At 71.1% G+C, this 14,718-nt stretch carries 14 protein-coding genes; 6 read left to right on the forward strand and 8 right to left on the reverse strand.

The window, feature by feature from the left end; all coding sequences use genetic code 11:
• Positions 1 to 39 precede the first annotated feature (39 nt).
• From crtY to G3M57_RS15990, 3 genes are read left to right on the forward strand one after another with little or no spacing between them, the layout of a single operon-like run.
• Positions 40 to 1,227, forward strand: coding sequence for a lycopene beta-cyclase CrtY (crtY, locus tag G3M57_RS15980; RefSeq protein WP_163231692.1), 1,188 nt, complete (start codon positions 40 to 42; stop codon positions 1,225 to 1,227).
• The gene (locus tag G3M57_RS15985; protein ID WP_163231694.1) at positions 1,224 to 2,720 is read left to right on the forward strand and encodes a phytoene desaturase; all 1,497 of its coding nucleotides are present in this window, start codon (positions 1,224 to 1,226) and stop codon (positions 2,718 to 2,720) included. Before crtY ends, G3M57_RS15985 begins: the two co-directional genes overlap by 4 nt.
• Positions 2,717 to 3,646, forward strand: coding sequence for a phytoene/squalene synthase family protein (locus tag G3M57_RS15990; RefSeq protein ID WP_163231696.1), 930 nt, complete (start codon positions 2,717 to 2,719; stop codon positions 3,644 to 3,646). Before G3M57_RS15985 ends, G3M57_RS15990 begins: the two co-directional genes overlap by 4 nt.
• Positions 3,647 to 3,797: 151 nt before the next feature.
• Here G3M57_RS15990 and G3M57_RS15995 read toward each other — a convergent pair whose 3' ends face one another.
• From G3M57_RS15995 to G3M57_RS16020, 6 genes are all read right to left on the reverse strand, one after another.
• Positions 3,798 to 4,238, reverse strand: a complete 441-nt coding sequence (locus tag G3M57_RS15995; protein WP_163231698.1) for a hypothetical protein — start codon at positions 4,236 to 4,238, stop codon at positions 3,798 to 3,800.
• Positions 4,239 to 4,272: 34 nt separating this feature from the next.
• Positions 4,273 to 4,755 carry a sterol desaturase family protein gene (locus G3M57_RS16000; protein ID WP_056759784.1) on the reverse strand — a complete coding sequence of 161 codons (483 nt, stop codon included), beginning with the start codon at positions 4,753 to 4,755 and terminating at the stop codon, positions 4,273 to 4,275.
• An 11-nt stretch (positions 4,756 to 4,766) separates the two neighbouring features.
• On the reverse strand, positions 4,767 to 5,957 hold the full coding sequence (locus G3M57_RS16005) for an ABC transporter permease (protein WP_230983979.1): 1,191 nt from the start codon (positions 5,955 to 5,957) through the stop codon (positions 4,767 to 4,769).
• Between the two features lie 8 nt (positions 5,958 to 5,965).
• The gene (locus G3M57_RS16010; protein ID WP_056759786.1) at positions 5,966 to 6,922 is read right to left on the reverse strand and encodes an ABC transporter ATP-binding protein; all 957 of its coding nucleotides are present in this window, start codon (positions 6,920 to 6,922) and stop codon (positions 5,966 to 5,968) included.
• Positions 6,919 to 7,812, reverse strand: a complete 894-nt coding sequence (locus tag G3M57_RS16015; RefSeq protein ID WP_056759788.1) for a polyprenyl synthetase family protein — start codon at positions 7,810 to 7,812, stop codon at positions 6,919 to 6,921. Before G3M57_RS16015 ends, G3M57_RS16010 begins: the two co-directional genes overlap by 4 nt.
• 118 nt (positions 7,813 to 7,930) lie before the next feature.
• On the reverse strand, positions 7,931 to 8,428 hold the full coding sequence (locus tag G3M57_RS16020; RefSeq protein ID WP_156402319.1) for a hypothetical protein: 498 nt from the start codon (positions 8,426 to 8,428) through the stop codon (positions 7,931 to 7,933).
• Between the two features lie 145 nt (positions 8,429 to 8,573).
• On the opposite strand from G3M57_RS16020, the gene G3M57_RS16025 reads away from it, so the two are divergent.
• Positions 8,574 to 9,434, forward strand: a complete 861-nt coding sequence (locus tag G3M57_RS16025) for an RsiV family protein (protein WP_163231702.1) — start codon at positions 8,574 to 8,576, stop codon at positions 9,432 to 9,434.
• Positions 9,435 to 9,461: 27 nt separating this feature from the next.
• On the opposite strand, the gene G3M57_RS16030 is transcribed toward G3M57_RS16025, so the two are convergent.
• A complete protein-coding gene (locus G3M57_RS16030) occupies positions 9,462 to 10,994 on the reverse strand; it encodes an acyl-CoA carboxylase subunit beta (RefSeq protein WP_163231704.1) in 1,533 nt (510 codons plus the stop codon).
• 138 nt (positions 10,995 to 11,132) lie between these two features.
• A complete protein-coding gene (locus tag G3M57_RS16035) occupies positions 11,133 to 11,858 on the reverse strand; it encodes an ATP12 family chaperone protein (RefSeq protein WP_163231705.1) in 726 nt (241 codons plus the stop codon).
• 106 nt (positions 11,859 to 11,964) lie between these two features.
• Here G3M57_RS16035 and G3M57_RS16040 point away from each other — a divergent pair, with 106 nt between their 5' ends.
• Positions 11,965 to 13,347, forward strand: a complete 1,383-nt coding sequence (locus tag G3M57_RS16040) for a DUF1800 domain-containing protein (RefSeq protein ID WP_230983646.1) — start codon at positions 11,965 to 11,967, stop codon at positions 13,345 to 13,347.
• Positions 13,344 to 14,678 carry a DUF1501 domain-containing protein gene (locus G3M57_RS16045; protein ID WP_163231707.1) on the forward strand — a complete coding sequence of 445 codons (1,335 nt, stop codon included), beginning with the start codon at positions 13,344 to 13,346 and terminating at the stop codon, positions 14,676 to 14,678. Before G3M57_RS16040 ends, G3M57_RS16045 begins: the two co-directional genes overlap by 4 nt.
• Positions 14,679 to 14,718 lie beyond the last annotated feature (40 nt).

Raw genomic sequence — 14,718 nt, forward strand, 5'->3', positions numbered from 1 at the left:
AGTCGCTTGAGCTTCGCCCAATCATGCTAGAGCCGAGCGATGGTCTCCGCGCCTCCGACCCAACGCGCCGACGTCGTCCTGGTGGGCGGCGGTCTGGCCAACGGCCTGATCGCCCTGCGGCTGAAGAGCCTGCGGCCGCGGCTGCGCGTGATCCTGCTGGAACAGGGCCCGACCCTGGGCGGCGAGCACACCTGGTGCCACTTCGCCACCGACGTCGACGCGGTCGAGGCCGGCTGGCTGCGGCCGCTGATCGTCCATCGCTGGTCGGGCTACGAGGTTCGCTTTCCTGGCCACCAGCGACAGCTGCCGACCGACTACCTGGCCATCACCTCCGAGCGCCTGCACCAGGTGGTCGGCGCGGCCCTGGGCGCCGACGCCTGGCTGTCGGCCACCGTGGCGGACGTCAATCCGCACCAGGTGACCCTGGCCGACGGCCGGACCATCGCGGCCGGGGCGGTGATCGACGGGCGCGGCCCGCGCCGAAGCCCCAGCCTGGCCCTGGGCTACCAGAAGTTCGTCGGCCAAGGGGTGCGGCTGACCGCCCCCCACGGCCTGACCCGGCCGATCATCATGGACGCCACGGTCTCCCAGGAGGACGGCTACCGCTTCGTCTACGTCCTGCCGCTGGACGACATCCGCCTGCTGATCGAGGACACCCGCTACAGCGACGGCCCGGCCCTGGACCGGCCCGCCCTGCGCCGCGCCATCGCCGCCTATGCCGAAGCTCAAGGCTGGACCATCGCCGAGGTCGAGCGCGAGGAGGATGGGATCCTTCCCATCGCCCTGGGCGGGGACATCGAGGCCTACTGGCGCGAGGCTCCGCCCCAGCTCGCCGAGGTGGGCCTGCGCGCGGTCCTGTTCCAGCCGACCACCGGCTATTCCCTGCCCGACGCCGCCCGCCTGGCCGAGGCCGTGGCCGCCCTGCCGCGCGTCACCAGCGCCAGCGTCCGCGCCTGCGTCGAGGCCCGGTCCAAGACCGTCTGGCGGCAAAGGCGCTTCCTGCGGCTGTTGAACCGCATGCTGTTCCGGGCCTGTGCGCCGCAGGACCGCTACAAGGTGCTGGAGCGCTTCTACCGCCTGTCGCCCGGGCTTATCCAACGCTTCTACGCCGCGCGGCTGACCCGGTGGGACAAGGCGCGGATCCTAATCGGCAAGCCGCCCGTGCCGGTCTCGGCGGCCATCAAGTGCATCGACGAACGCTCGGTGTCCGGAGGACAAGACGCATGACGCAGACCAAGCCGAAGGCCGCCGTCATCGGCGCGGGGTTCGGGGGCCTGGCCCTGGCCGTCCGCCTGCAGTCCTCGGGCTTCGACGTCACCGTGTTCGAGGGCCGCGAGAAGCCGGGCGGCCGGGCCTATGTCTGGAACGACGAGGGCTTCACCTTCGACGCCGGCCCGACGGTGATCACCGATCCCGATTGTCTGAAAGAACTGTTCGCGCTAAGCGGCCGCAAGATCGAAGACTATGTCGAGCTGCTGCCGGTCGATCCCTTCTATCGCCTGGTCTGGGAGGACGGCGACGTCTTCGACTACGTCAACGACCAGGAGAAGCTGGACGCCCAGATCGCCGCCCGCAACCCGGCCGACGTCGAGGGCTACCGCCGCTTCCACGCCTATTCCGAGGAGCTGTACCAGAAGGGCTATGTCGAGCTGGGCGCCGTACCGTTCCTCGACTTCGGCGCCATGCTGGCCAACGCCCCGGCCCTGATGAAGCTGCAGGCCTGGCGCAGCGTCTATGACAAGGTCGCCGGCTTCGTGAAGGACGAGCACGTGCGCCAGGCGCTGTCGTTCCACAGCCTGCTGGTCGGCGGCAGCCCGTTCGCGACCTCGTCGATCTACGCCCTGATCCATGCGCTGGAGCGGCGCGGCGGCGTCTGGTTCCCGCGCGGCGGCACCCACGCCCTGATCCGGGCGCTGGTCAAATTGTTCCAGGACCTGGGCGGAACGATCCACCTGTCGGCGCCAATCCAGAAGATCACCACGAAGGCTGGCCGCGTCACCGGCGTGATCCGCGCCGACGGCCAGTTCGAGGCCTTCGACACGGTCGCCTCCAACGCCGACGTCATGCACACCTATCGCCATCTTCTGGCCGACGATCCCCGGGGTCAGAAGGTCGGCAAGGCGCTGGAGGCTAAGCGCTGGAGCCCGTCGCTGTTCGTGGTCTATTTCGGGCTGAAGACCACGCACCCTGAAATCCGTCACCACACCATCTGCTTCGGCAATCGCTATCGCGAGCTGATCGGCGAGATTTACGGTAAGGACGGCCTGGCCGACGACTTCTCGCTGTACCTGCACCACCCGACCGCCAGCGACCCGGCCATGGCGCCGGAGGGCTGCTCCAGCTTCTACGCCCTGTCGCCGGTGCCCAACCTGAAGACGGCCAACATCGACTGGTCGGTCGAGGGGCCGCGGTACCGCGACAAGATCCTGGCCTATCTGGAGAAGCACTACATCCCGGGCCTTACCGCCGATCTCGTCACCAGCCGCTTTATCACCCCGGACGACTTCGTGACCGACCTCAACGCCTGGAAGGGCGCGGCCTTCTCGCTGGAGCCGATCCTCACCCAGAGCGCCTTCTTCCGCACCCACAACCGCGACGACGTGATCCCCAACCTCTATTTCGTCGGGGCCGGAACACACCCGGGCGCCGGCATCCCCGGCGTGGTCGGCTCGGCCAAGGCGACGGCGGGGCTGATGATCGACGACTACCGGCCCGCATGAGCGACCTCGAGCAGCAAAGCCGCGAGGCGATCCAGAAGGGCAGCAAGAGCTTCGCCGCCGCCGCCGCCTTGTTCGACGCCCAGACCCGGGCCGACGCCGAGATGCTGTACGCCTGGTGCCGCCATTGCGACGACGTGATCGACGGCCAGACCCTGGGCCACGGCATGAGCCCGGTGGCCGACGCCCCGGCCCGGCTGGAGGCGCTGTACGCCCAGACCCGCGCGGCCATGGCCGGCGAAACCCCGACTGACCCGGTGTTCGCCGCCTTTCAGACCGTGGCCCTGCGGCGCGGCATCCCCGAGCGCTACGCCCTGGACATGATCGACGGCTTCGCCATGGACGTGACCGGTCGGCGCTACGCCAACCTGGACGAGCTTCTGGAATACTGCTGGGGCGTGGCCGGGGTGGTCGGGACGATGATGGCCCTGGTCATGGGCGTAAAGCCCGACGCCCTGTCCACCCTGCGCCGCGCCCAGGACCTGGGCCTGGCCTTCCAGCTGACCAACATCGCCCGCGACATCGTCGAGGACGCGCGCAACGGCCGGGTCTATGTGCCCGGCGACTGGCTGGCCGAGCTGGGCGTGCCCAAAGACGCCGTGGCCGATCCGACCCACCGCAGCGCCGTGGCGGTGCTGGCCAAGAGGTTGGTCGACGCCGCGGAGCCCTACTACGCCTCGGCCCGCTGGGGGTTGCGGGACCTGCCGATCCGCTGCGCCTGGGCGATCGGCGCGGCGCGCGGGGTCTATCGGCAGATCGGGCTGGACGTCGTGAAGGCCGGCCCCAGCGCCTGGGACGAACGCGTCGTGGTCAGCGGCCGGATGAAGGCCTGGCGGGCGCTGGAAGGCGGTGTCATGGCGCTGCGCTCGGCGACGCTGGACCGCTGGGGCCAAGCGCCGGAGCGACCGGCGATGTGGTCGCGGATCTAACGTTCAGGCGCAATCCACTTGCCCCCACCTGACCGCTTCGCGGTCTATCCGCCCCCAGAGGGGGCGGAGCCTTCGCGGAGCGCTCTTCCCCCTCCGGGGGAAGACGGTCGCGAAGCGACCCGTAGGGGGCAAGTGCTGGCCGCTCAGCGCCCTACCGCAGCACCCCGCGCCGCGTCATCCACCATGCGTATCCCGTGAAGACCGCCAGCAGCCCCGCGATGACCGCGCTCATGATCCCCATCTGCGGGCCCATGATCCTGCCCCCGTCCGTCAGCAGATAGGTGTAGGCCACGCTGAGCAGGAACGCCGCCAGCGACACGGCCAACACCGGCCAGGCCAGTCGGTGGCGCAGCAGGATCAGCACCGAGCCGGCCAAGGCGCCGAACACGCCGACGGCCCAGTCGATGGTCATCCAGGCGGGCAGGTGCTCGTAGTGGCCGATCTGCTCCGGCGTCATGCCCGCGCTCGCCATATAGGCCGCGCCCTGCGTCATGCTCATCACGAAGTCGAAGACGCCGATGGCGTTGAACAGCACGGCGATGACGCCCACCAGCCAGAGATGCCAAGGGGTTCTGGTCACTGTCTCGGTCATGGTTCCCTCCCCGAAACCGCCGACGGTTGATGGTCTACGGAAGCGCGCCGTCGGCGTCCCGCTCCCGAAGCTTCGCCTTCAGCTCCCGCACCGGCCGCGCCAGCAGGAAGCCGAACGACACCGCGCCATGCTTGGTGTGCACCGCGTGGTGGATCCGGTGGGCCTGGATCAGCTGCTTCCAGTAGCGTGACCGGCCCAGGGGCGCCTTGAACCTTTGGTGCACCATGCCGTCGTGGAACACGAAATAGATCGCGCCATAGGCGGTGATCCCCAGCCCGATCGGCAGCAGCCACGAAACCCCGTGGACGCCGAAATAGATCGCCACGATAGCCGGAACGGCGAACACCACCGCGAACAGGTCGTTGAGCTCGAACAGGCCGGTGCGCGGCTCGTGGTGCGAGCGGTGCCAGGCCCACAACCAGCCGTGCATCACGTAGCGGTGCATGACCCAGGCGAAGCCCTCCATGAAGGCCAAGGCCGCCAGGAACAGGGCCAGGTGCAGACCAAAGGTCGCCATCGTCGTCCCGTCTATCGCCGAATCCGGCGCGCCAACACGTGCGCCAGCACCAGGCCAGCCAGGCCGGCGGCGGTCAGCACGCACCAGGCCTTATACACCGCCCCGACCCCGCCGTCGCGCCAGAGGATCGCCTGATAGGCCTCGATGGCCCAGGCGTGCGGGGTCGCCCAGCCCACCGCCTGCAGCCACGGCGGCATCAGGAAGCGCGGCACCATGCTGCCGCCAATCGCCGCCAGGACCAGGATCACGAAGGTGGACAGCATCTGGGCCTGCTCGCGCGTGCGGCACACCGACACCAGCCCCAGGGCCACGCCCGCCGCGCAGGCGCTGGCCGCCAGGGTGGTCGGCAGCCACAGGGCCGCGTGCTGGACCGCCGCCACGCCGTAGACGATCTGGGCGGTGGCGAAGATCAGCAGCGCCTGGACCGTCCCCTGCCCGACCAGGAACAGGAACTTGCCGCTGACCACCGGTCCCATGCCCGCCGTTCCCGCCAGCAGGCGGTCGGCCACGCCCGTGCTCTGTTCGTCCATCAGGCCCAGCGCGCCCTGCATGGCCGAGAACAGCGCGAACAGGATCATCACCGCCCCGGCATAGTAGGCGATCACTCCGCCGCCGACCTTGGCGTCCTTGACCGCCTCACGCTCGAAGAAGCCGCCGTCGTCGTGGGTCGGGTCCTGGCGCATCAGGGCCGCGGCGCTGTCGGCGTTCTCGACCTGCTCGTCGGTGAAGCCGCCCAGGGCGGGCTCCAGCTGGGTGATCGTGCGGCGCAGGGTGACGTCCGGCAGGGCGTCGGCCAGCACCTGCTGCACCCGGGCCTGGGCCAGGGGCGCGGCGACCGCCCGGCTGGCGTCGGCGATGATCAGGAACGGCTTGTCGGCCGAGGCCGGATCGGCGCGGATCACCAGGCCGGCGTCGGCCTGGCCGGCCTTGACCCGTCGCCGCACCTCGGCCGCCGTCGGGGCGAGCTCGGCGCGGACCTCGGGCGAGCGGACCAGCGCCGCCGCCAGCCGGCCCGAGTCCGGCGTACGGGCCGTGTCGGCCACGGCCAGCTTCAGCTGGATGTCGTCGCCCGTCGTCCCGGCGAACACCGAGGCGAAGATCAGGAACACCAGCGGCGGCAGCAGGAAGGTCATCAGCAACGCGCCGCGGTCGCGCCACAGGTCCAGCGCCATCACCCGCACCATGGCGGCGATCTTCCGCAAGGCCCGCATCACGCCGCCGACGCCCGGCCCGCCACCCGGCTGAACAGCTGGGCCAGGGACGGCGCGCGCACCCGGATCTCGCGCGGGGCCAACCCCGCCTCGCGCAGGCGCTGGTCCAGCCGTCCAGCCGCCGCGTAGCCGTCGACCTCCAGCCGCGTCCACACCGTCGGCCGCGCCGTGCGCTCCAGCCCCTCGGCGACCAGGCGATCCTGGGCGGCGGCGTCGACCTCTTCGGCCAGGTGGACCTGGATCTCCATCCGCTCGCCGAACGCCTCGGCGACCAGGGCTTTCGGCCGCCCCTCGAGCACCAGTTCGCCCTCGCGGAGGAAGCCGACGCGATCGGCCAGGGCCGCGGCCTGGTCGAGGTCATGGGTGGTCATCAGCACGGCCACGCCGAGGTCGCGCAGGCCGCGGATCACCGCGTCCAGCGCCTCGCGGGCGTCCAGATCGACCCCGACGGTGGGCTCGTCCAGGATCAGCAGGCTCGGCTGGTGGACGATCGCCGCGGCGATGTTGGCCCGGCGCTGGTAGCCGCCCGACAGATGCTTGACCGGCACGCGGGCCCGGTCGGCCGTGCGGGTCAGGTCCAGGGCGCGGGCGACGGCCGAGGCCAGGCCGGCGCGCGGCACGTCGGCCAGGACGGCGAAGGTCTCGACGTTCTCGGACACCGTCAGGTTCGGATAGAGGGCGATCTCCTGGGGAACCAAGCCCAAGCCCGCCCGCGCGGCCGGAATGCGGGCGGGATCGCGGCCGTTCAGCCGCGCCGCGCCGCCGTCGGGCCGGATGCGGCCGCAGAGGACGCGGACCAGGGTGGTCTTGCCGGCTCCGTTCGGCCCCAGCAGGGCGTAGATCTCGCCCGGGCGCAGGCCCAGGTCGACGCCGCGCAGCACAGGCCGGCCGCCATAGGCGTGGACCGCGCCGCTAACCGTTGCGATGGGATCCCGCGAAACGGTCTGGGCGGTCACGCCGCCGCCTTGCGCCGGGCGAACAGCTCGCCGACATAGCGGCCCAGCAGCCCGTCGCACCCCGCCAGGGCCAGGGCGCCGGAGGCCTTGGCCAGGTGCGCTTCCATGGCTTGGCCGGCGCCGGCGAGACCCAGGGTCGAGGCCACCGTGGCCATCGCCGCGTCCTTGCCGACGTCCTTGCCCGCCGCTTCGACGGAGCCCTGGGCGTCGATCAGGTCGTCCCGGATCTGGAAGGCCAGGCCGATGTGGCGGGCGAAGACGCCCATCGCCTCGACCACCGCCGGGGACGCACCGGCCACCAGCGCCCCGCCCTGGGCGGCGGCGACGATCAGCACGCCGGTCTTCTCGTGATTGAGCCGCTCCAGGGCCGCCGGGTCGCGCAGTTGGTCGCGGTCGAACAGGTCGCGCGCTTGGCCGGCGATCAGGCCGGAAAAACCCACGGCCTGGGCCGCGCGGCCCGCCAACTCGGCTCGCAGGGACGCCGGCAGGCCCTGGTCGGCGGCGATCACGACATAGGCCTGGTTCAGCAGCCCGACCCCGGCCAGGATCGCCGTGGCCTCGTCGAAGGCCCGGTGGATGGTCGGCAGGCCGCGCCGAAGGCCCGCATCGTCCATCGAAGGCAGGTCGTCCAGGATCAGCGAGGCGGCGTGGATCATCTCGAACGCGCAGGCCACGTCCAGCGCCGCGCCTTCGGGCGCGCCCAGCTCGGCGGCGGCCAGCAGGGTGACCATCGGACGAAAGCGCTTGCCGGGCGCCAGCAGCGAATAGCGCACGGCCTCGACCAGGCGGTCGGGCGCCGAGCCCACGGCCGGCGCCAGTTCGGCCAGCCGTCGGTCCACCCCGGCGCGCAGGGCCTCGACTCTCTGGAGAAAGGCGGCGTGGTCGTCCATCTCGCGGGTCGCGACCTGCTGTCCACCCCGACGCGGGCGGGGGCATTTGAGGGGCGCCCCCGCCGGGCGTCAATCGAAAGCTCCTCGCCCCGGCCCGGGATGACGCGATGAGCGCCGGTCAGCCCCGGCAGAAGCCGAAGAAGCGCTTGATGTCGGCCCGTTCGGCTGGCGTGCGCGCATCCTGCGGATAGGCCCTGTCCTCGACCTGGCTGATCAGGCCGGTCTTCTCGAAGGCGGCCAGCACCGGGTCGGCCAGCGGAATCTGGCCGGTCGCGTCCAGGCCGTCGGCGATCTCCGATGGGATCAGCTTGGCGGCGTAGCGGCCCTGGACCTTGCCGGACCGGAAACGCACGCTCCCGGACCCGGGCTTGCCCTCGGCCAGGTTGGTGAGAAAGCCGACTCTGGTCGCCTTGCGTCGGCACGAGAAGATGATCCCGACCACGTCGCTGTCGGGCAGTCCGTAGGCCAGCCGCTGCTCGGCGTCGGGCGTGGCGAAGGCGTTCCACTTCATGCCGGCGGGCGCGGCCGCCGGTCCCGTCGGCGGGGCGGTCGTCGAGCACGCTCCCAGCACCGCGGCGCTCGCCGCCAACAACAGCCACGCCCCTTGAGGTTTCATGCGGTCTCCCGTTCAGCCGCCGTCGATCTAACCACGTTCGACCGATTTGGCGACGGGCCATCGCGCCGCCTCTCCATGGACGGTTCGCGCCGCGCAAGGCAGGGTGGAGCCAGCCGGGCGGGGGCGGCGTTCAGGAGGAATGTCCATGCCCTCGACCAAAGCCCGCCCCGTCGCCGTCCTCGGCCTGCTCGCCGCCCTGGGCGCCTGCGAGGGCAAGCCGGCCGCGCCGCCGCGAGCGCCGGCCGCCGTGTCGACCACCGCTCCGGCGCCCGCCGCGCCCGCCACATCCGCCGCCATGGCCCGCCCCCTGACCTTCGACCAGTCCGACGAAGCGGCCAAGGTCGCCCTGCGCCTGCCAGCCGAGATCGCCAGCCATCCCGCCCTGCACGCCCTGCTCTACGATCGCGAAACCGCCGGCCTGAAAACCTTCGCCGCCAAGGCCCAGGCCGACCGCAAGGCTTCGGACGGCAAGTTCCCCTGGCGACCCTACGCCCGCCAGAGCCAGTGGTTCCTGGCCGCCGACAGCGCGCCGCTGGTGGGCCTACGCGCCCTGTGGTTCGAGGACACCGGCGGCGCCCACCCCAACCACGGCGGCTCCAGCCTGATCTGGGACAACGTCGCCAAGCGCGACATCCAGCCCAGCGCCCTGTTCCGCCCGGAAGCCGACATGTCCGTGCTGGACAAGGCGATCTGCGACGCGGTGGCCCAGGCCAAGACCCACCGCGAGGGGGCCACGCCGCTGAACGCCATGTTCAGTTGCCCCAAGTGGAACCAGACCGTGCTGGTCCCAACCCCGTCGACGAGCCCGGGCAAGATCGGCGGGCTGACGGTGCTGATCGATCCCTATGTGGTCGGCCCCTACGCCGAGGGCGACTACGAAATCGTCGTCCCCGTCTCGGCCTTCCAGGCGCTGCTGGCTCCGGCCTACGCCAGCGCGTTCGGCGGCGCCCCGAGGTCGCCAGGCAACCCTGATGGGACGCTCAGCGTGAGGATGGACCTGAAATAACGCCAAGACCGTCCCGCCCGGCGCTCCCTAAAGCGGGATGTTGTCGTGTTTCTTCCACGGGTTCTGGAGCTGCTTGCCCTTGAGGCTCTTGAGGGCTCGGACGATGCGCTTGCGGGTGCCGTGGGGCATGATGACGTCGTCGATATAGCCGCGGGAGGCGGCCACGAACGGGTTGGCGAAGCGGTCCTTGTACTCGGCCTCGCGGGCGGCCAGGGCGGCGGGGTCCTTGGCCTCCTGGCGGAAGATGATCTCCACCGCCCCCTTGGCGCCCATGACCGCGATCTCGGCGGTGGGCCAAGCGTAGTTGAAGTCGCCGCGCAGGTGCTTGGAGCTCATCACGTCATAGGCCCCGCCATAGGCCTTGCGGGTGATCAGGGTGATCTTGGGCACGGTGGCCTCGGCATAGGCGAACAGCAGCTTGGCGCCGTGCTTGATCAGCCCGCCGTACTCCTGCTTGGTGCCGGGCATGAAGCCGGGCACGTCCACCAGGGTGAGGATGGGGATGTTGAAGGCGTCGCAGAACCGCACGAAGCGGGCGGCCTTCCTGGAGCTGTCGATGTCCAGCACCCCGGCCAGCACCTGCGGCTGGTTGGCCACCACCCCCACCGTCTCGCCGTCCATCCGCGCAAAGCCGCAGACGATGTTCCTGGCCCACTCGCTGGAGATCTCGAAGAAGTCGGCCTCGTCGACGATCTTCAGGATCAGCTCCTTGATGTCGTAGGGCTTGCCCGGGTCGGACGGGATCAGGCTGTCCAGGCTGGGCTCGGCGCGCCAGGGGTCGTCGAAGCTCTGGCGGGCGGGCGCGGTCTCGCGGTTGGACGAAGGCAGGAAGTCGACCAGGCGGCGCACCTGGGTCAGGGCCTCCAGGTCGTTGTCGAACGCCCCCTCGGCCACCCCGGACTTGGCCGCGTGCACCCGCGCCCCGCCCAGCTCCTCGGCCGTGACCACCTCGTTGGTCACCGTCTTGACCACGTCCGGCCCGGTGACGAACATGTAGCTGGTGTCGCGGACCATGAAGATGAAGTCGGTCATGGCCGGCGAATAGACGTCGCCGCCGGCGCAGGGGCCCATGATCACGCTGATCTGCGGGATCACGCCCGAGGCCATCACGTTCTCCAGGAAGATGTCGGCATAGCCGGCCAGGCTGTCGACGCCCTCCTGGATGCGCGCCCCGCCCGCGTCGAACAGGCCGATGATCGGCGCGCCCACCTTCATGGCCTGGCGCTGGACCTTGACGATCTTGGCCGCGTGCGCCCCGCTCAGCGAGCCGCCGAACACCGTGAAGTCCTTGGAGAAGACGTAGACCACCTTGCCGTTGATCGTGCCCCAGCCGGTGACCACCCCGTCGCCGGGCACCTTCTGCTCGGCCATGCCGAACTCCGTCCCCCGGTGCTCGACGAACATGTCGAACTCCTCGAACGAGCCCTCGTCCAGCAACAGGTCGATCCGCTCGCGCGCCGTCAGCTTGCCCTTGGCGTGCTGGGCCGCCACCCGCCCCTCGCCGCCCCCGCCCCGAGCCTGCGCGCGACGGCGATCCAGTTCCTCGAGTATGTGCTGCACGCGGATTGGCTCCCTGCTCTCTTACCTGGGCGGTTTTCCCACCTTATGGACCGAGGCCTAATGGTGCGAGCTTTCCGTGACAAGGCGCACCGGAGGGCCGCGCCGCGGCGACCGGCCTTGGGTCAAAGAAGTCGGGCCTCAGCGCCGCAGCGCCGCGAACCAGCGCTCCAGCACCTGCGCCTCGACGGCCAGGGCCTCGGCCCGGGCGACCGCTTCGGCGTCCTGCCCCCACGTTTGCGCCTGGAAGATCTCCTCCAGCCGTGACAGGTCCAGGGCCTTGCGGCCGGTGACCCTGCCCGCCCGCAGGGCCAGGGCCAGCACCGTCGAGCCGAACAAGCCCGCGCCATAGGCCACCCCCGCCAGGGTGAAGTCGTCCAAGGTCAGGGCCAGGGCCTCGACACTGGCCAGGGCGGCCGGCGACTGGGCCGTGTGGATCACGCCGGACACGGGGGTCAGGTGCACGTCCAGCTCGGCCCTGGCCCAGTCCAGCAGGGCGCCCCAGTCGCGCTTCTGGCGCTCGACCAGCGGCGTGGGGTGGTCGGCCCAGTAGCACAGCAGGTCCGAGCCGGCGTAGGCCGCGACCTCGCCGGCCACCTCGGCCCGGGTCTCGCGGATCCGGTCGATGGCGGTAAAGGCCAGGCGGGTGGCGGGCATGGCCGTGGAGTCGATCACCTCGACCTGGGCGTCCCATTCGGCGGCGACCAGCTGGGCCAGCGCCAGGGTCGGCAAGACCAGCGGCGACCGGGCCGGAGACTTGGGCGTGCGGCCGTCCAGCAGCACGGCGAAACCGCCGTCCACGGGGCCGGCCGCGGCGGCCTTGTAGAAGCGGCGGGGACGTTGCAGCAGGTCAGGCTTGTCGGCCAAGGCGAACTTCTTTTCAGTCCAGACATCAAAACAGCGGTTTCAAGCCGTTGAATGGGCAAACAACGCGCCCGAGGCAAGACTCGGTGACGCAAGGGAGAAAAACGGCGTGAGCCTGCCCTCCAGCGACCTGATGGCGGCCATCGCCGCGACCCGCTTCGGCCTGGGCGCGCGGCCCGGCGAGATCGACGCGGCGCGCGACGATCCGCGCGGCTTCCTGGCGGCCCAGATCCGTCCCGCGGGCGCCGACCAGCCGCAGGGCGGCGAAGACTCGGCCCAGCGCCTGGCCGAGGTCAGTGACTACCAGATGCAGAAGCGCGACGCCAAGGCGACGGGCGAGGCCAAGGGTCCGGTGGTCAAGGACCTCCAGAAGGACCTGAAGGACCAGGCGGGTGACGACTTCCTGGCCCGCGCCCGGCTCGGGGCCACCACCGACGCGGCGTTCCGCGAGCGCTGGGCGCTGTTCTGGGCCAACCATTTCACCGTCTCGGCCACCAGCCTGGCCGTCGGCTCGGTGGCGGGACCGTTCGAGCAGGAAGCCATCCGCCCGCACGTGTTCGGCCGCTTCGAGGACCTGCTGGTGGCCTCGTCCACCCATCCGGCCATGCTGCTCTATCTCGACCAGGCCCAGTCGGTGGGCCCCGACAGCCGGGCGGCGCAGTACCAGCGCAAGAGCGGCAAGAAGGCCGGCGGGCTGAACGAGAACCTGGCCCGCGAGATCCTGGAGCTGCACACGGTCGGAGTCGACGCCGGCTACAAGCAGGCCGACGTCACGGAATTCGCCCGGGCCATGACCGGGTTCAGCGTCGGCCGACCGAAGGACCCGAGCCCGCACCGGTTCCTGTTCCGCGACAACGCCCACGAGCCAGGCCCGCGGACGGTGATGGGGCGGCGCTATCCCCAGGAAGGCCAGGCCCAGGCCCTGGCGGTGATGCGCGACCTGGCGGCCAGCCCACACACCGCCCGCCACCTGGCGACCAAGCTGGCCGTCCACTTCGTCAGCGACACCCCGCCGCCCGCCCTCGTCGCCCGGCTGCAGAAGGCCTATCTCGACAGCGACGGTCGCCTGGACGAGGTGGCCCGCGCCCTGGTCGCCGCGCCCGAAGCCTGGGATCCCGTCGCCGCCAAGTTCAAGACTCCCTACGAGTTCGCCATCTCGACCTGGCGGTCCATCGACGCCCAGCCGTCGGGCATCGACAAGCTGGCCCCGGTGCTGACGGGGTTGGGCCAGAAGCCGTTCTCGGCCCCCTCGCCCAAGGGCTGGGCGGATGAGGCCCAGGTCTGGTGCGCGCCGGACGCCCTGATCAAGCGCCTGCGGTTCAGCGAGGGCTTCGCCGCCGTGGTCGCCGACCGCCTCGATCCCAGCCTGCTGGCCCAGACGGCCCTCGGCGCGCGCCTGACCCCGGCGGTCGCCAAGGCCATGGCCCGGGCCGAGACCCGCCGCGAGGCCATGGCCCTGCTGCTGATGAGTCCGGAGTTCCAACGCCGATGACCGCCCAAGCCTCCCCTCAAACGACCTCCCGTCGCTCGCTGCTGCTGCAGGCCGCCGGCCTGGGCGTTTCCGTCAGCTTCCTGGGCGGGTCGGCCTTCGCCGCCGCCGACGGCGCGATGGCCCGTCGCAAGCTGGTCGTGATCATCTGCCGGGGCGGCATGGACGGCCTAACCATCAGCCCACCGATCGGTGATCCCGACTACGCGGCCCTGCGCGGCGCGGTGGCGGTGGCGCCCGACCAGGCCTTGAAGCTGGACGGAACCTTCGGCCTGCACCCGGCGCTGCAATCGGTGCACGCCCTGGCCCTGAAGGGCCAGGCCCGCATCGCCCCGGCCATCGCCAGCCCCGACCGCGCCCGCTCACACTTCGAGGCCCAGGACGTGCTGGAGACCGGCGCCGCCCAGGTCTATGGCGTCAACACCGGCTGGCTGAACCGCACGCTGGAGGTGATGGGACCGTCGAAGGTCGAAGGCCTATCGGTGGGCGCCACCGCGCCGCTGATCCTGCGCGGCAAGGTCCAAGCCGCCAGCTGGTCGCCAGGCAAGGGCGTCGACGAGGCCGCCCGTCTGCCCACCCTGCTGCAGGACCTCTACAAGGCCGACCCGCTGATGGGGCCGGCCTTCGCGCGCGGCCTTGAGACCGAGACCATGGCCCAGGCGGCGATGACTGCGCTAAACCCCGCCCCCGCGCCGGTCTCGACCGACACGACGGCGATGAACACCTCCGGAATGACGCCCCAGGTCGCCGCGCCGCCGGCCGTGGCCCAGGCGATGGCTCCAACGGCGATGACCCAGGACGCCCGGGCCATCGCCGGCCAGCGCCAAGGCCGCGAGGCCGCCCGCAAGCTGGGCGCGACCCTGGCCGGCTTCATGGTGCAGGACGGCGGACCGCGCATCGCCGCCATCTCGCTGGACGGCTGGGACACCCATGCCGGCCAGGTCGGCCAGCTGAACACCCGCCTGTCCTATCTCGACGCCGTGCTCGACGGCCTGAACACCGGCCTGGGCGAGGAATGGCGCAACACCGTCGTCGTCGCCGCCACCGAGTTCGGCCGCACCGCCCGGGTCAACGGCACGGGCGGCACCGACCATGGCACCGGCTCGACCGCCCTGGTGCTGGGCGGCGGGCTCCGGAAGGGCGGCCTCATCGGCGACTGGCCGACGCTGAGGCCGGACGCCCTGTTCGAGAACCGCGACGTGCGCCCCACCCTCGACATGCGCGGCCTGTTCAAGGGCGTGCTGGCCGACCACATGGGCGTCGACCGCGCGGCCCTGGAAACCAGGGTCTTCCCCGACAGCGCTGACGCCAAGCCGGTGTCCGGACTGGTCTAGCTTTTAGTTTTCGCATCGCTTTTGCGGAAAAGCCGGCTCC

The sequence above is a fragment of the Caulobacter rhizosphaerae genome (genome assembly GCF_010977555.1).
GTDB classification, from domain to species: Bacteria; Pseudomonadota; Alphaproteobacteria; order Caulobacterales; family Caulobacteraceae; genus Caulobacter; species Caulobacter rhizosphaerae.